Below are 17033 nucleotides of genomic sequence, written 5' to 3' on the forward strand. Positions count from 1 at the left end.
CTTGAAAATGGTAACGGAAAAAACGTTAAGAACTTGTGAACAGGGACACGAGTACTATAAAAGTAGCGATTGTCCAACTTGCCCAACCTGTGAGAAAGAGAGAAAACCAAAAGAAGGTTTTCTCTCTCTTCTTTCAGCGCCAGCAAGAAGGGCATTAGAACACCATGGAATTCAAACTGTAGAAGAACTCTCAAAATATAGTGAAAAAGAAATTTCAAAACTGCATGGTATGGGGCCTGCGTCTTTGCCGAAGCTTAGGAAGGCTTTGGAGGAGAGCGGGTTATCATTTAAATAAAATGAAATAGTGCCTCTTCACTACTTACTTGTTTATACCACTATTTGTGGACAGTAAAGCTCTTGCTTATTAAAATTTTATTTTAATAATTTTGAATTAGATAAAAGAAAAAAGTAGGAGATATTCTCCTACTTTTTTTACGCTGTTCCAATCTGATCTTGATCTGCCACATCAGAATCAAATGTATTCGTTGCACTAACACCGTTAAACGTATTCACGACAAACCCAACATTGGAAGCTCCAGATCCGTTATAGGCTTTCGTGTTTTCTTTCGGAGATACGTTATAAAAATCTCCTAAGTTGAAAGAGCCGTTACTGTTTTGCACGACGAGATTTCCTACAACCGAAGGCATACCATCCACCTACTTTACTAAGCTTTTTAATTACTATATGAATTATTGTGCGGAAGGTTCATCCGTAATATATTGGCGGATTTGTATAATACGAGAGTTATTAAAACCATAATCAACATTTCCAATTTGAAAGCAACCAGAATTTAAAAGTGTGCGTAATTCAACGTTATTAACTTCAATAAAAGGGCATTCATTTACAATGTTTAATTTTACATCTGTCGTTCGTTTTGGAATTGTAATGTGTTCATCTGTAAAGATTTCAAAAGCATCAAAGCGACCTTCTCCCCGTATATAAAAAGGAATTTCACGGTGGACGGCAATAGCTCTACTTTTTAATTCCATTTGGTTTGCATCTCCAACTTGAAATACAGCAGCAATCCCTAAAGAAATAATAGAAACATTTTGGACAATAGACACATGATGCAACATAATTTCTCAGTCTCCTTAACCTGGAGTAGGAGGGACATCTGTTACTAATGGTACAAATGGACCCTCTGTAACTGTTTCAAATGGTGTATCGAGAATAGAAGATAGAATGAGGAGATTTGCATCTCCAATTAAAAAGAGTGCGGACGACGATACACCGTTCATTTTAATCTGTCCGACTTTTAACTCACGGTTTACAACGTTAAGGTTCATACATACTTACTCCTTTCGGTAATTTCCCGGTATGTGCTGAATAAAGGAGAGAAAGGCTTTGTCAATATCTTGTTTCATTGCCTGAATAATGATATCTCGTAAATAATCTGGATCTGTTGAAATACCTTCATATGATTGCGCTTGTGATAAATAATAAGGGAGTCGATGCTCCATCTGTTTTTTTATGTCATCCACCATCATTTGTCGATACATTTCATCAAGCGGTGTTCGCTCTTCTTGTTCAAAATGGAGAATACGATTATATGCTTCTTCATCTAAGTATCGATGCATTTCTTGGAGGATACCTTGATAAAAGTCTGGGTTTGTTTCGGTTTCAGGGTTTACCTTCAATGTTTCTGTATCCACTTGAAGGTCTTCAATTTGTTGTCCTTTTGCTGAAAATGGGTTTAAACCAATATTTAAAGTACCATTTAAATTTTCGACTTTTAATTGATCGAATTTGTATTCCACTTTTCCTACAGAAGAGGAGGGGCGATTTTTTAATTCGTTAAGCTCTTCTTGGAGTTGGCGCACTTGATCTTCTAAATTCAGGATGGCTGCTTGTTGTGTTTGAAGAGCTTGTTGAAGTTGGTGTAAGTAAGTATATATATCTTGATTCATTTGTGAAACCTCCTTTTCAATAGGGAGGGTAAAAATATTCCTGCTATATATTTATGACAAGGATGTCTTAAGAAGAACTAGTTGATGGTTTGATAGAAATAATTTGTCCTTTCGCTTGTAATGGGCGAAGCGGCTCCGTAAATCCGCCCGTATTTGAAAATTTAGATAGGGCTTTAATACTTCCGGCAGTACCAATTTGGAACACAGAAGAGGTTGTAATGCTATCAATTTTAATGCTGTTAATGATGATGCTTTGGTTTACGTAAAAATTCAATACAATCGCCCCCTTTAAGTTGAACCAATTATCGCTTGATCGACGACATCTGAATCGTTGACAGTCGTTGCACTTTGATAATTGTAGACAGAAACGTTATCTCCAACATTAAAAGAGCCGGCCCCGGCGAAAGCACGTGAGTAACTAATAGGCCTAATCGCAAATACATCTCCAATATGAAAAATACCACTTGATCCAATATTGACGATACGAATATGTCCGACCATAGCTGGCATACAAAACACCCTTCGTTTTTAAAATTTTCTTTTCTACTATTGTATGGGCGTTTCCAATAAAATGTGTATTTTTTTGAAATAAAAGAAACACACGCATTATTGCGTGTGTGTTTTGAATGTTTGATTAGGGTGTAAATCCGTATGTACATGACAAATTACATTTAAGAGCCTGTCCAGTTCTTGGCTACAATCCACTGTTTTTTGAGAAGTCATTCCATAGCGTTCAGCAAAATAAATCATTTTTTCACGTTTTTTTTCAATCGCTTGCTCAAACATTGAAATCGGCTCCATCTCTAAATGAAATTTTTAGTATATATGTAGTACATATTATACAAAAACTTCATAAAAAAGAAATGCATTCGCTAAAAAAAGTAAAATTTCTACATTTTATGCCAAATGATAAAGGGTAACGAATAGGGTATGAGAAGAATATTGTAAAAATTAGCGTGCATGAGAAGGTTTTTTTCTTAAGGATGCGAATACAATTAAAGGGCATGAGTTTTAGGATGGAGAGTGGAAATATTGCGTTTTGTAACGGCGAAGAAAGAAGAAAAGGTATTTGTAGGTATTGTGGATGAAGAAGAAGAAAAGGTATTACACTTAAGAGAAGCGCAAAGACAAAAAGGGGAAAAGGTTACAATCCCTATTACAATGTTAGAGTGTATTGAAAGAGGGACTGAATGCTTTGAGAAAGTATGTGAAATTGTAAATTGGGCAAAAGAAAACGGGGAAGCGGCGTATTATCCGTTAACAGAGGTGAAAATATTAGCACCGATTCCAAGGCCAAGAAAGAATATTTTGTGCGTTGGAAAAAACTATCGTGAGCATGCGGTAGAAATGGGTGGAGTAGAGTCTATTCCAGAAAATATAATGATCTTTACGAAAGCACCAACAACAGTTATTGGCATAAATGAGCAAATTAATGGTCACCCTCATGCAACGGACGAACTAGATTACGAAGGAGAATTAGCTATCGTTATTGGTAAGCGAGGGAAACAAATTAAAAAAGAAAAAGCGCTTGAGCATGTTTTTGGTTATACGATTATCAATGATGTAACAGCTCGAGACATTCAAAGAAAACATAAACAGTTTTTCCTTGGGAAAAGCTTCGATACATTTTGTCCGATGGGGCCGTATTTAATTCATAAATCGGTGGTTAATGCGCCGAATGCATTACACATTGAAACGGTAGTAAATGGAGAAGTAAGGCAAACTTCCAACACAAATAAAATGATTTTTTCAATAGAAGAAATTATTTCAACGATAAGTAAAGGAATGACTTTAGAACCAGGCGATATTATCGCAACAGGAACCCCGGCTGGTGTCGGAAAAGGTTTCACACCACCGAAGTTTTTACATGCTGGTGATGAAGTGGTTATTACAGTAGAAGGAATTGGTACTTTGCGAAATGTAGTGAAGTGAAGAAAAGAGCTATCTTGTTAAAAGATAGCTCTTTTTTATGGCCTTGGGTTATAGAGGTAATCAATAACGGAAAAAGTGTAAAGACCAATGAATGCAAGTGTGCAAATGCCAAATAGTATAACCGTAAGTGCGCTTTTTTCTCGTCCAAAACCAATGATAGTAAGAATAACAGCAGTCCAAAATGATGCTTTCAGTAGTGTGAATGTAGTAGGAGTTGAGTAGTGAGTAAGCCATGTTGTGGAAAGTAGGAAGCCAAAGAATGTAACTAAAATAAAAGATGTAGCTAAATAGTTAATATGTTTACCATATCTTAATAGCATATCGCACCTCCTTTACGATTTTAAAATACAGAAAATTAAAATTTCATCTTAATATAAATGAATATAAATGAATATAAAAAGAAAGAGGTTGTCCCAACATGTCGGACAACCTCTCTATCATTACGATAATACAGCTTTAATTTTTTGGAATGCCCACTCTAAATCTTCTTCAGAGATTACTAGAGGTGGTGCGATACGAATTACGTTTTCATGTGTTTCTTTACATAGTAGACCAGCTGCTTTTAGTTGTTCACAGTAAGGACGAGCTGGCTCGTTTAATTCGATACCGATGAATAAACCTTTACCGCGAACTTCAGTGATCATTGGGTTGTCAATCTCTTTTAATTGCCCAACTAATTTTTCTCCTAATTGAAGAGAACGCTCTGTTAATTTTTCTTCTTCTAACACTTCAAGAGCTGCGATAGAAACAGCACATGCAAGTGGGTTACCACCGAATGTAGAACCGTGAGAACCTGGCTCAAATACACCTAAAATATCGCGGTTTGCTGCAACACAAGAGATCGGGAACACGCCGCCACCAAGTGCTTTACCAAGTATGTACATGTCAGGAGTTACATCGTCCCAGTCACAAGCAAATACTTTACCAGTACGGCCTAAGCCTGTTTGGATTTCATCTGCTACGAATAAAACGTTTTCTTTTTTACATACTTCAAAAGCTTCTTTTAAGTAACCAGCTGGCGGGATGTTAATTCCTGCTTCACCTTGAATTGGCTCTAAAATGAATGCTGCTGTGTTTGGTGTAATTGCGGCTTTTAATGCTTCTAAATCACCGTAAGGAATTACAACGATGCCAGGAAGCATTGGACCGAATCCACGCTTGTACTCTTCGTTTGAAGACATAGAAACAGAACCCATTGTACGTCCGTGGAAGTTATCTTCACAAACGATGATTTCAGCGCGGTTTGCTTCTACTTTCTTCACATCATAAGCCCAGCGACGAACTGTTTTAATTGCAGTTTCAACAGCTTCAGCACCTGTATTCATTGGAAGTACCATTTCTTTATTAGTTAGTTTCGCAACTTTTTCGTACCAAGGACCTAATTGATCGCTATGGAAAGCACGAGAAGTTAACGTAACACGATTTGCTTGGTCAATTAAAGCGTTAATAATTTTCGGGTGACGATGACCTTGGTTTACTGCAGAATATGCACTTAATAAGTCCATATAGCGGTTTCCTTCAGGATCTTCTACCCAAACACCTTCTGCTTTAGAAATAACGATTGGAAGTGGGTGATAGTTATTTGCTCCATATGTGTCTGTAAGTTCGATAATATCCTTAGTTTGAATCATGATTGTTCCCCCTTTTGTTATTACAAGAAGTTTGTAAATACTCTAAATATTATATCATTTAAATGTAAAAAAGCGAAACATTTCCTGAAAATAAATGAACATGTTATCATATAGAGTGAAAAAGTGTGAAAAGAGGAGGTAAGGGATACGATGGTACATATGCATATTACAGCATGGGCGTTAGGTTTAATTTTATTCTTCGTTGCGTATTCACTTTATTCAGCAGGAAGAAAAGGTAAAGGTGTACATATGGGGCTTCGCCTAATGTATATCATCATTATTGTGACAGGCTTCATGTTGTACATGAGTATTGTGAAGACAGCAACAGGTAGCATGCACATGTGGTACGGCCTGAAAATGTTAGCTGGTATTTTAGTTATCGGCGGAATGGAAATGGTTCTTGTAAAAATGAGCAAAAACAAACCAACAGGGGCGGTTTGGGGCTTATTTATTGTTGCGCTAGTAGCAGTATTATACTTAGGACTGAAATTGCCACTTGGCTGGTACGTATTCAAATAAAAATAAAACCACCTTATAATCTCAAAGACTTGGGAGATAAGGTGGTTTTTATTTTTTATGTCGCATCGATATGCAACTCTTCTCCATTTACTTTCGTAAAACGGAACATATTTTTATTTGACGTAGTGTGACGGACGAAATGGTGTTGCAGTGTACAGATCATTTCTTCGTTATCAAACAAAAGAATATTTACTCCTTCGCGTGACTCCTCTTTCGGTAAGAAAGATAAATAATTATGACAATACATGCAATCATATAAAGAGTAGTGAAGTGATTGCAATGATTCAGTTAATAATGTGAAGACAGAGTCAGGTAATTCCTCGAGCCATTCATTATAGCTAAGAAGTAACTTTTTTCGAATACGTACCATTTCACCATTTTGCAAATGGTGTTGCTCGTTGGCGATTTGTAATACATCTTGTTCATAGAAACGGGCTGGTAACCAATTGTTATTATACAAAATTTCAAACCCATCTTCGGCAATATCTTCTAATAGAAACGCTTCATCATTTTCATCATCAAAGAATACCCATTCATTGTTTATATATTCTACATTACCGACTGTATGAGCACGGGGCTGGTTATATAAAATATGTTTACGTTGTATCATATACGATTTCTCCTTTATGAAAAGTAGTTATTCCTGTTATAGACAGTTCGTGCGTTCTTTATAACTAGACACATCTAGACATAGGTGGGCATACAATAAAACACGTTTTACTGAGTGAGAATGCTATTCCATATGTGGATAGTAGGTTATCGTCAAGTTTTTCATTTTTTGATCCGCACTCTTAGGGTGGGGATTACTGCACGTTCAAGAAAAGAAATAAGATGGAAGGATGATTTATATGTGCGGGATTACAGGATGGGTGGATTATAAACGCTCATTAGAAGGAGAAAGAGATGTTGTTACGAAGATGGCTGAGACGTTAGCGAAGCGGGGGCCGGATGATAATAAAGTTTGGATTAAAGGAAATGTCGCATTTGGGCATAAACGGTTAATCGTTGTAGACCCTGAGGGCGGTAAACAGCCGATGACTTGTTTAAAAGATGAAACGAATTACGCCATTTGCTATAACGGTGAACTTTATAACACAGAAGACATTCGAAAGGAATTATTAAGAAGAGGGTATACGTTCAAAGGTCATTCTGATACAGAAGTATTATTAGCTTCTTATATTGAATGGAAAGAAGAATGTGTCGATCATTTAAACGGTATATATGCGTTTGCAGTATGGGACGAACAGAAAGAACAAGTATTTATTGCGAGAGATCGATTAGGTGTAAAGCCACTTTTTTATAAATATGATAGCGGACGCTTACTATTTGGTTCGGAGTTAAAAGCGATATTGTCGCATCCAGATGTGAAGGCGGAAGTAACATTAGAAGGGTTATCAGAAATATTCGGACTCGGACCGTCAAGAACGCCTGGCCACGGTATTTATGCTGGTATAAAAGAATTACGTCCAGGTCATGCGATGACATTTTCAAAGAACGGTTTGTGTATATGGAGATATTGGAATGTAGAAAGTAAAAAACATGAAGACTCTTTTGAAGAAACAGTAGAGAAAACGCGCTTTTTACTACAAGATGCCATTACAAGACAGCTTGTTTCTGATGTACCACTATGTACCTTTTTATCAGGTGGTGTAGATTCGAGCGCTATTACAGCTATTGCGGCGAAAGAATACGAGAGATCAGGAAAAGGACAATTACACACGTATTCAATTGATTACGAAGATAATGACAAATACTTTAAAGCGAATGCGTTTCAGCCAAATTCAGATGCTCCGTTTATTAATTTGATGACAGAGACGTTTCAAACAACCCATCATCGTTGCGTCATTTCGAATGAAAAACTAGCAGAGTATTTAACGGAGGCGGTACTCGTTCGTGATTTGCCTGGTATGGCAGATATCGATTCGTCATTATTATGGTTTTGCCGCGAAATTAAACAAGATTTTGTCGTCGGCTTATCTGGAGAATGTGCAGATGAAATATTTGGTGGATATCCGTGGTTTTATAGAGAAGATGATCTACAATCGAGTGCATTTCCGTGGATGCGCTCTACAGAAGCGCGTGAACAACTTCTAAAAAAAGAATGGAGAAATAAATTAAATTTACAACAATATGTACAAAGGCGCTATGAAGAGTCGATTCAAGAAGTTCCTATTTTAGAGGGAGAAAGTCCGCTAGAAGCGAAAAGACGCCAATTATTTTATTTAAATATGGTATGGTTTATGACAACATTATTAGACAGAAAAGACCGCATGAGTATGGGGGCAAGCTTAGAAGTACGTGTTCCATTTGCGGATCATCGTCTTGTCGAATATGCGTGGAATATTCCTTGGGAAATGAAAATGTATAAAAACCGCGAAAAAGGTCTATTACGTAAAGCGTTAGAAGATGTGCTTCCACATGACATCTTATATAGAAAGAAGAGTCCTTATCCGAAAACGCATAATCCGCACTATACGAAAGCAGTCACAGTATGGCTACAAGATTTATTAACAGATAAAGGTTCAATTTTACACGAACTATTTGATAAAGAGCAGTTGAGCGGATTGATTCAGTCTGGCGGCAGTGCATTTCAATCACCTTGGTTCGGGCAATTAATGACAGGTCCTCAACTTTTAGCTCATTTAGCACAAATTCACGTTTGGTTTAAAGAGTATGGGGTAAATATTAGGGAATAAGGGAAAAGCGACTTACTTTTATGTAAGTCGCTTTTTATTAAAGAAATTGTCAAATGAAATTTAAAATCATATTAGAAAAAATACTTATTTAGAATAATTATCTTTACGTACTTATTATTGTTTGTTATAATTGGAAACAAACGTTCTTGAAAAAGATTCTCATTTATAAAATTGAGGTGTTATATAGATGACAAAGAAAAAAATAGGTTTACTCGTAATGGCGTATGGAACGCCAGAATCATTAGATGATGTAGAAGCGTACTACACACATATTCGCCACGGTCGTAAACCTTCCAAAGAGGCACTCCAAGATTTAATCGAGCGCTATAAAGCGATTGGTGGAATTTCGCCGCTTGCAAAAATTACGAAAGAACAGGCGCATAAATTAACAGATTCAATGAATAACATATTTACAGAGTATGAATTTACTTGTTACTTAGGTTTAAAACATATTGCACCATTTATAGAAGATGCGGTAGAAGAAATGAAGCGTGATGGGATTGAGCAAGCGATTAGTATCGTATTAGCGCCACATTACTCTACATTTAGCATTAAAGCGTATAATGACCGTGCTATTCGTCTTTCGCAAGAAATTGGTGGTCCTGTTATTGAACCAATTGAACAATGGTATGATAAACCGAAATTTATTTCGTATTGGGCAGACCAAATAAAAGAGACGTTTACAGAAATTGATAATAAAGAGAAAGCAGTCGTAATTTTTTCAGCGCATAGTTTGCCAGAAAAAATTATTGCAACAGGAGACCCATATGTAGAACAACTAAAGCATACGGCAGATTTAATTGCAGAAGCTGCAAATATTCAAAACTATACAATCGGTTGGCAAAGTGCTGGGAATACTCCAGATCCGTGGATTGGTCCAGATGTGCAAGATTTAACGAAAGATTTATATGAAGAGCATGGGTACGAATCTTTCGTATATTGCCCAGTTGGTTTTGTAGCGGAGCATTTAGAAGTTTTATATGACAACGATTATGAATGTAAAGTTGTAACGGATGAATTAAATGCCAAATATTTCAGACCAAATATGCCGAATGCACAATCTGCATTTATCGACTGTTTGGCTGAAATTGTTTCCAAAAAAGTGAAGGAAATAGTTGACAAAGATTTAGTTTTGAATAATAATTAATTTATAATAATTTTAAATAAATAATGATTACTACGAAAGAAAGAGGAGGATCCCCCTAGATGAATCCAAATAATCGCTTAACAACAAACCAAGGTGCTCCAGTTGGAGACAACCAAAATTCTCGTACAGCTGGTCGTCGTGGACCAGTATTATTAGAAGACTATCATTTAGTAGAAAAACTTGCGCACTTTGATCGTGAACGTATTCCGGAGCGTGTTGTGCATGCACGTGGTGCAGGTGCTCACGGTGTATTCGTAACGAAAAATAGTATGAAGCAATATACGAAAGCAGCATTTTTACAAAATGAAGGAACTGAAACGCCTGTATTTGTTCGTTTTTCAACGGTTATTCATGGTCAAGGTTCTCCTGAAACAGCACGTGACCCACGTGGGTTTGCTGTTAAATTTTATACAGAAGAAGGAAACTACGATATCGTAGGTAATCATTTACCAGTTTTCTTCATTCGTGATGCAATTAAATTCCCTGATATGGTACATTCCTTAAAACCAGCACCTGATACGAATATTCAAACGCCAGATCGTTATTGGGATTTCATGACGTTAAGTCCAGAATCTACACATATGATGACATGGGTATTTTCTGATTACGGTACACCAGCAAGCTATCGTGAAATGGAAGGTTTCGGCGTCCATTCATTTAAATGGATTAATGAAGAAGGCAAAATTGTTTATATTAAATACCACTGGAAACCACAGCAAGGTGTACGTAACTTAAATGCGAAAGAAGTGCAAGAAGTACAAGGGAAAGACTTCAATCATGCAACTCGTGACTTGTTCGATGCAATCGAAAAAGGAAATTACCCAAAATGGGATTTACACGTACAAGTTATGCAATTAGATGAAATGGACTCTTTAGACTTTGATCCACTAGATCCAACGAAAGTATGGCCAGAAGATCGCTTCCCATTAATGGAAGTAGGGACAATGACGTTAAATCGTAATCCGAAAAACTTCTTTGCAGAAGTAGAGCAAGTAGCGTTCTCTCCAAGTGCAACTGTAAATGGTATTGAGCCATCGGAAGATAAATTATTACAAGGTCGTTTATTCTCTTACCCAGATACACAGCGTTATCGTCTTGGTGCAAATTACTTACAAATTCCTGTAAACTGCCCATACGCAGCTGTTCAGAATCAACAACGTGATGGTGCGATGCAAGTGAATCAAAACCCATCTACAATCAACTACGAACCGAGTCGTCATGCAGAGAATCCAGTTGAAGACAAAGCTTACCGCGATTCAACTATGAAAGTAGAAGGCTATGTATCTCGTGAAAAAATTGAGAAACCAAATGACTTCAAACAAGCAGGTGAGCGTTACCGTTCATTCTCTAAAGAAGAGCAAGATAACTTAATTGCAAACTTAACAAATGATCTAAAAGACGTAAATGAACGCACAAAATTATTAGCTGTTTGTAACTTCTTCCGTGCAGATCAAGAATACGGTATGCGTTTAGCGCAGGCATTAAATGTTGATATTACGCAATATGTAGGAAATGCTCCGAAATAAATAGGAAAAGACGACCGGGCTTCGGTCGTCTTTTTTGTGTGTAAATTTATGCCGGGGTATTTTTCATCTTCTTCATGTTGGAATTTTTTGGTAAATAGGTATCCTGTGTCGGAACGTCGATATATTCCTGACAGTATATTAAAAAGAGATGCAATCTACTATCGATAGATTGCATCTCTTTTTTAGTTTGCTCGCTCTGCATGTTCATAAGCCTTCTCACCATGCATTGAAATATCAAGACCCATGTGTTCTTCATGTTCATCTACTCGAACAGGGAGGAAGAAGTTGATCGCTTTAATAATGGCATACGTCATGATGATTGTGAATGCATATGTTGCGCCAATCGCTATAAGTTGTTTAAACAGTAACGCGGCGTTTCCGTAAAACAATCCGTTCGCACCATCCCCGTTTACGGTAGTAGTTGCAAATAGTCCTGTTGCAATACCGCCCCAAGTTCCTCCGATGCCGTGGCATCCAAAGGCATCAAGTGTATCGTCATACCCAAATTTTGTTTTTAAGAAGAAAACGGCGCCAAAGCATAATATGCCACCAATTGCTCCGATAAGAAGGGCGGAGAAAGGTGTAACGAACCCGCAAGCTGGTGTAATAGCGACTAGACCAGAAACAACTCCGCAAGCAGCTCCCATTGCGGTCGGTTTTGATTGGAAGAACCATTCAGAAAGCATCCAAGTTAGAGCGGCGGCAGCGGCGGCTATATTTGTATTAATAAATGCAGTTAAAGCTACGTCGTTTAAGGATAATGCGCTGCCGACGTTAAAACCGAACCAGCCAAACCATAATAAGCCTGCACCTAACATTGTAAATGGCAAATGGTGAGGAGAAGAACCATTTATGTTTTTTCGTTTTCCAAGGAAAATAGCTAATACAAGACCAGCAACTCCGGAAGTGATGTGAACGACGTTTCCGCCAGCGAAGTCTAGTGCACCAAGTTCTCTTAGCCACCCGCCAACGCCCCATACCCAATGAGCGACAGGATTGTAAACGATCGTTGTCCATAGAAGGATAAAAATAAGAAAGGCAGAAAATCGCATTCTTTCAGCAAATGCACCTGAAATTAAAGCTGGAGTTAAAATGGCGAACATGAGTTGAAACATCATGAATAAATTGTGAGGAATAGTAGATGAGTAGTCTGGATTTGGTGCGTAGGTAACTCCGTTTAGACCGAACCAATCAAGTGTACCGATAAGCCCGTGCCAATCTGGTCCGAATGATAAAGAATAGCCGATAACAATCCATTGAATCGAAACGATAGCCATTGCGCTATAACTATGCATCGTTGTGCTGAGTACATTTTTGCTGCGAACCATACCTCCATAAAAAAGTGCCAATCCTGGTGTCATCAACATGACCATTACTGTCGTTACAAACATAAAAACTGTATCTCCCATATCCATGATCTCTCCTCCTGTAATGTTAGAAAAAATATCATCTATTTGTTATGTTTCATATCATATTCGAAATTAAACTGAAAATCAACTAAAAATTCAGAAAATTATATGAATGATGTCATGAAACCTAACATGAATTATTTTGTGAGGATTAAAATCGACATATGCGTTTCATTCGGATAATTGGTATAATATTCTTACAATTAAAAAACTTGGGGGATGCGTGTGGGAAAAATACGGACTAGGAAACTATTCATTTGTTTTTGCTTAGCTGTTGTTTTGTTTGTACCAATACATACTTTTGCAGACGAAAAAAGAGAGTGGCGAGATGAAGTTATATACTCCATTATGATTGATCGCTTCAATAATGGAGAACCGAAAAATGACAAACAGTTAGAAGTTGGTAATTTAGAAGGGTATCAAGGAGGGGATATAAGAGGAATTATAAAAAGGTTGGATTACATAAAAGAAATGGGTTTTACTACCGTTATGCTTTCGCCGCTTTTTGAAAGTGGAAAGTACGATGGATTAGACGTGCGAAATTATAAAAAGGTAAATGAACATTTCGGGACAGACAATGATGTGAAAGAACTTGTAAAAGAAGTTCATGCAAAAGGAATGAAAGTTGTATTTCAATTTCCGCTTGGAGAAAACGAACAACAGGTAATTGACGCAATGAAATGGTGGATAAAAGAAGTTGATTTAGACGGAAGTTATGTTATACATAGTGAAAAAAAGCCGCGTTCCTTTTGGGATAACGCGCAAAAAGATATGCAAGTGATAAAGAAAGATTTTCGTATTATGACAAAGGAGGATAGCGAATACAACGAAAAAATAGTAGAGTCGTTTTCTAAAGCGGATGTATCGGTGAAATCGTTATACGATGTGAGTAAAAAAGAAGGAGAATTTGTTACGTTCTTAGATAATCAAGAAACAAAAAGATATGCGCGTATTGCAAAAGAACATATGTATTATCCGCCATCACGTTTAAAACTGGCGCTTACTTATTTGTTAACATCACCTGGAATTCCGAATTTTTATTACGGAACTGAAATTGCATTAGATGGAGGAAGTGTACCCGATAATAGACGATTAATGGATTTTAAGTCAGACGAAAAGTTTATGCAACACATAGCAAAACTAGGTGAACTTAGGCAGGCGAGACCGTCTTTACGACGCGGTACGTTTGAGCTTCTGTATGATAAGAGCGGGATGAGTATACTAAAACGAAAATATAAAGATGAAGTAACTTTAGTAGCAATTAATAATACGAAAGAAACACAAAAAGTCTCCTTACCTGCAAGTGCAATTGGTGAAAAACAAGAGTTAAGAGGATTGTTGCAGGATGAAATTATAAGAGAGGAAAACGGAAAATTTTATCTCGTTTTAAAGCGTGAAGAATCAAACGTGTATAAAGTTAAAGGAGAAACAGGTGTGAATTGGTTATTTATCTCCTTAATCGTTGGGGTGAATGTATTATTTATTGCGTTTTTAATTGCAGTTAAAAGGAAGCGTAGATGAGAAGTTGCTGGCTCTATGTTCATGTCTTCTTATTGTATATGTAAGTTTGTTCGGCGGGGCAATAGTGTTTATTCTGTTGATATGAAATTTCTTAAGAGAAACGATGCGAAAATGAAAACTTCTCTAATGAGAGGGGGATTTCAGGTTAGGGAGAAAAAGTCTTCTTTCTAACCTGTTTTTGTGTTCATACGGATAGAGGAAGACCTTTGAAACAATCAATAATTGCAACTATATTAATTTTACATTACATTAAAAGTTAGAGAATACTCTTATACTAATATAGTGCTAAATAGTAGGTGAGCAAATGGAGTTTTACGATTTGGGTATTACCATTAAAGAGCTTAGAATTAAAAAAAATATATCACAATCCGAATTATGTCATGGAATATGTTCGCAAAGTCAAATTAGCAAAATAGAAAAAGGTGTGATTTATCCATCTAGTATATTGTTATATCAATTATCAGAAAGACTTGGTATTGACCCAAATAATATATTTGCATTAACTCAAAACAAAAAACTAAAATATGTAGAAAATGTAAAATGCGTAATAAAAGATTGCTTAAAGCAAAAACAATATAATGAACTTTATGAAATCGTGAAAAAAGAGAAAGATGAAAAGAATTTCCAGGCAAAAGAAGATAAACAATTTCTCCTATGGCATGAAGCAATTGCTATATTTGAGGCGAACAGATCCATAAAAACTGCTTTAAAGCTTTTAAATAATGCATTAAAACTAACTTTAACCAATGTTGATTTTTTATCAGAAAGAGAAATAGATATTATGCAGACAATGTCTATATTTTATGCGGAAAATAAAGAATATGATAAAAGTATTACTATATTAAGAAGGTGTTTAACTAATTTTAATAAGTTAGATTTTCCGAGAGATAAAGCGATTAAATTAAAAATCATTTTTAATTTAGCGAAATGTTTAGGTATGACCTATCAATATGAAGAGGCGGTAAAATACATTGATAAAGGAATCAAATTAGCTATTAATCTAAATACTTTATACTTATTAGGTGAACTTTACTATTTAAAGGGATGGAATTTATTAAGATTTAAACAACAGAATGAAGAAGATATTGCAAATAACATGAAAAAAGCATTATTTATATTTGAACTAACAGAAAAAGAAAATCTGATAAAAATGGTTAAAGAAAAATATTTTGAAAACCAAAATGAAAAAAGCCACTCATAATTCATTTGGGGATTACTTGAAATATAATAGAACCTACAGGGAAAATCCCTGTAGGTTCTAAACTTATAAACTTTCTTCTAAAATATTAGTGTTTAATATAAATTTTTGAATAAGAGTTTACTTAGTGTACTTTTTATTTTGAAGTCTGCATCTTTATTAACGATGTATGCTTCTTTTTAAATCCATCCGAATATTATTGGTTCAAGTCGGAGGAAGGCACTTTGGGGTGTCTTTTCTTTAGACCTTTATCATTAACTATTTAATGTTTTTTTAAATGATTACATGACATAGTTTTTTTGTACCAAGCTTTGTTGATACAGTTAGACTTATCCGTTAGTGAATTCGCATTATTAGAACATCCTACAGTATTTAGGGAGAATGTGGCCAATAAAAACCAGAGTATTAATTTCTTCATATAACCACTTCTAACTCTTTTTTAATTAACATTTTTTAAGTTCCTTATTAATTTTACATTACATTAAAGGTTGGGAAATATTCTTATACTCATAAATTGTTACGTTTTGGCGGGGGAGGAATTATGAGTTACAGCGATTTTTAAGATGACTTTGGTCTAGGGTGTAGTTACTAAGAAAAGTAATTCAAATCGAAGGGGGAAACGTCTTGAGGTGTCTTTTTCTTATTTTCAATAAGGTCTGCTAAATACATGTATAAAACAAATTCTACAATAAGGCCTAGTTTAATCATACGGTCACTTGTAAAGTATGCGTATGGTTAGACCCTGTTCACTTAGCAATTTTCACCGCATATACCTTTTTCTATAGTTTGTTCTCGTAATATTGTCTCTACAAGACAAAAAAGAAAACTCCTCTAATTAAGAGGAGTTTTCTTTTTAGCGGTAGTTAATGAACTGTACGTCGATTGGTAAATCAGCGCTACGAACAGCTGCGATTACTGCTTGTAAGTCATCACGGCTTTTTGCTGTAACACGTACTTGATCATCTTGTACTTGTGTTTTTACTTTTAATTTCATTTCTTTAATGATGTTGTTAATTTTTTTCGCGTTATCTTTATCGATACCTTGTTGAAGTGTTGCGCGTTGGCGAACAGTGTTGCCAGTTGCAGCTTCAACTTTTCCGTAATCTAAGTTCTTAATTGGAACGTTACGTTTTACAAGTTTAGAGATAAGAACGTCTTTTACTTGCTCTAATTTAAACTCGTCATCAGAAGTTAAAACAAGTACTTCTTTTTCTAATTTAATATCACTTTTACTTCCTTTAAAGTCATATCGGTTTTGGATTTCTTTTAATGCGATGTTAATTGCGTTTGTTACTTCAGGTAATTCTACTTTCGAAACGATGTCAAAAGAACTATCTTTTGCCATAGTTAGCACCTCCAAATAAATTTCTAATCTTGTTATGTACTGTACATACTAAAGTATATCTGAAAACGAGTCTAGACTTAAGTGTTTTCGTACTTATATTCATGTAACCTCATTTTATTATAGTGAATTTTGGGCAGTTGGACAAATATAGGAAAAATCATGTTATAATTAACTTTTGTTTGGAATGATAAAAAAGATAAT

At 35.8% G+C, this 17033-nt stretch carries 20 protein-coding genes; 8 read left to right on the plus strand and 12 right to left on the minus strand.

What is annotated here, in order from left to right:
• Positions 1 to 7: 7 nt before the first annotated feature.
• The gene (locus MHB52_RS06435; protein WP_000255724.1) at positions 8 to 295 is read left to right on the plus strand and encodes an RNA polymerase alpha subunit C-terminal domain-containing protein; all 288 of its coding nucleotides are present in this window, start codon (positions 8 to 10) and stop codon (positions 293 to 295) included.
• Between the two features lie 137 nt (positions 296 to 432).
• On the opposite strand, the gene gerPF is transcribed toward MHB52_RS06435, so the two are convergent.
• From gerPF to MHB52_RS06470, 7 genes are all read right to left on the minus strand, one after another.
• On the minus strand, positions 433 to 648 hold the full coding sequence (gene gerPF / locus MHB52_RS06440; protein WP_001141566.1) for a spore germination protein GerPF: 216 nt from the start codon (positions 646 to 648) through the stop codon (positions 433 to 435).
• Positions 649 to 690: 42 nt separating this feature from the next.
• Positions 691 to 1077 (minus strand): spore germination protein GerPE, encoded by a 387-nt coding sequence (locus MHB52_RS06445; protein ID WP_000902319.1) that lies wholly within the window; start codon positions 1075 to 1077, stop codon positions 691 to 693.
• Positions 1078 to 1092: 15 nt separating this feature from the next.
• Positions 1093 to 1287: a spore germination protein GerPD gene (gene gerPD, locus MHB52_RS06450; protein ID WP_001052807.1), complete on the minus strand. Its 195-nt coding sequence runs from the start codon at positions 1285 to 1287 to the stop codon at positions 1093 to 1095.
• A gap of 6 nt (positions 1288 to 1293) precedes the next feature.
• Positions 1294 to 1908 carry a spore germination protein GerPC gene (gene gerPC / locus MHB52_RS06455; protein WP_061663895.1) on the minus strand — a complete coding sequence of 205 codons (615 nt, stop codon included), beginning with the start codon at positions 1906 to 1908 and terminating at the stop codon, positions 1294 to 1296.
• Positions 1909 to 1975: 67 nt separating this feature from the next.
• Positions 1976 to 2182: a spore germination protein GerPB gene (gerPB, locus tag MHB52_RS06460; RefSeq protein ID WP_001012508.1), complete on the minus strand. Its 207-nt coding sequence runs from the start codon at positions 2180 to 2182 to the stop codon at positions 1976 to 1978.
• 14 nt (positions 2183 to 2196) lie between these two features.
• Positions 2197 to 2418, minus strand: a complete 222-nt coding sequence (gerPA, locus tag MHB52_RS06465) for a spore germination protein GerPA (protein ID WP_001111188.1) — start codon at positions 2416 to 2418, stop codon at positions 2197 to 2199.
• Between the two features lie 96 nt (positions 2419 to 2514).
• Complete coding sequence (locus tag MHB52_RS06470) at positions 2515 to 2694, minus strand: aspartyl-phosphate phosphatase Spo0E family protein (protein ID WP_000462841.1); 180 nt, start codon at positions 2692 to 2694, stop codon at positions 2515 to 2517.
• A 246-nt stretch (positions 2695 to 2940) separates the two neighbouring features.
• Between MHB52_RS06470 and MHB52_RS06475 the strand changes: the two genes are divergently transcribed.
• Positions 2941 to 3840, plus strand: a complete 900-nt coding sequence (locus MHB52_RS06475) for a fumarylacetoacetate hydrolase family protein (protein WP_001213075.1) — start codon at positions 2941 to 2943, stop codon at positions 3838 to 3840.
• A gap of 35 nt (positions 3841 to 3875) precedes the next feature.
• On the opposite strand, the gene MHB52_RS06480 is transcribed toward MHB52_RS06475, so the two are convergent.
• Positions 3876 to 4160, minus strand: coding sequence for a hypothetical protein (locus tag MHB52_RS06480; RefSeq protein ID WP_000926864.1), 285 nt, complete (start codon positions 4158 to 4160; stop codon positions 3876 to 3878).
• 120 nt (positions 4161 to 4280) lie between these two features.
• Positions 4281 to 5471, minus strand: a complete 1191-nt coding sequence (gene rocD / locus MHB52_RS06485) for an ornithine aminotransferase (RefSeq protein ID WP_000616657.1) — start codon at positions 5469 to 5471, stop codon at positions 4281 to 4283.
• 150 nt (positions 5472 to 5621) lie between these two features.
• Here rocD and MHB52_RS06490 point away from each other — a divergent pair, with 150 nt between their 5' ends.
• Positions 5622 to 5990 (plus strand): YisL family protein, encoded by a 369-nt coding sequence (locus MHB52_RS06490; protein WP_000233495.1) that lies wholly within the window; start codon positions 5622 to 5624, stop codon positions 5988 to 5990.
• Between the two features lie 55 nt (positions 5991 to 6045).
• On the opposite strand, the gene MHB52_RS06495 is transcribed toward MHB52_RS06490, so the two are convergent.
• Positions 6046 to 6600, minus strand: coding sequence for a DUF2777 domain-containing protein (locus MHB52_RS06495; RefSeq protein ID WP_000616050.1), 555 nt, complete (start codon positions 6598 to 6600; stop codon positions 6046 to 6048).
• A gap of 238 nt (positions 6601 to 6838) precedes the next feature.
• Here MHB52_RS06495 and asnB point away from each other — a divergent pair, with 238 nt between their 5' ends.
• The 3 genes from asnB (at position 6839) to katB (ending at position 11359) form a co-directional block, all read left to right on the plus strand.
• Complete coding sequence (gene asnB, locus MHB52_RS06500; RefSeq protein WP_000334002.1) at positions 6839 to 8686, plus strand: asparagine synthase (glutamine-hydrolyzing); 1848 nt, start codon at positions 6839 to 6841, stop codon at positions 8684 to 8686.
• A gap of 187 nt (positions 8687 to 8873) precedes the next feature.
• A complete protein-coding gene (gene hemH, locus MHB52_RS06505) occupies positions 8874 to 9833 on the plus strand; it encodes a ferrochelatase (RefSeq protein ID WP_061663896.1) in 960 nt (319 codons plus the stop codon).
• 59 nt (positions 9834 to 9892) lie between these two features.
• Positions 9893 to 11359 (plus strand): catalase KatB, encoded by a 1467-nt coding sequence (gene katB, locus MHB52_RS06510; protein ID WP_001069181.1) that lies wholly within the window; start codon positions 9893 to 9895, stop codon positions 11357 to 11359.
• A gap of 182 nt (positions 11360 to 11541) precedes the next feature.
• Here katB and MHB52_RS06515 read toward each other — a convergent pair whose 3' ends face one another.
• On the minus strand, positions 11542 to 12774 hold the full coding sequence (locus MHB52_RS06515; RefSeq protein ID WP_000367131.1) for an ammonium transporter: 1233 nt from the start codon (positions 12772 to 12774) through the stop codon (positions 11542 to 11544).
• A 213-nt stretch (positions 12775 to 12987) separates the two neighbouring features.
• On the opposite strand from MHB52_RS06515, the gene MHB52_RS06520 reads away from it, so the two are divergent.
• Both MHB52_RS06520 and MHB52_RS06525 read left to right on the plus strand, forming a co-directional pair.
• On the plus strand, positions 12988 to 14289 hold the full coding sequence (locus tag MHB52_RS06520) for an alpha-amylase family glycosyl hydrolase (protein WP_044796128.1): 1302 nt from the start codon (positions 12988 to 12990) through the stop codon (positions 14287 to 14289).
• Positions 14290 to 14593: 304 nt separating this feature from the next.
• On the plus strand, positions 14594 to 15490 hold the full coding sequence (locus MHB52_RS06525) for a helix-turn-helix domain-containing protein (RefSeq protein WP_000397894.1): 897 nt from the start codon (positions 14594 to 14596) through the stop codon (positions 15488 to 15490).
• An 850-nt stretch (positions 15491 to 16340) separates the two neighbouring features.
• On the opposite strand, the gene MHB52_RS06530 is transcribed toward MHB52_RS06525, so the two are convergent.
• Positions 16341 to 16832: a YajQ family cyclic di-GMP-binding protein gene (locus tag MHB52_RS06530; protein ID WP_001040149.1), complete on the minus strand. Its 492-nt coding sequence runs from the start codon at positions 16830 to 16832 to the stop codon at positions 16341 to 16343.
• Positions 16833 to 17033: the final 201 nt, after the last annotated feature.

The organism is Bacillus sp. FSL K6-0073 (assembly GCF_038006085.1).
GTDB classification, from domain to species: Bacteria; Bacillota; Bacilli; order Bacillales; family Bacillaceae_G; genus Bacillus_A; species Bacillus_A cereus.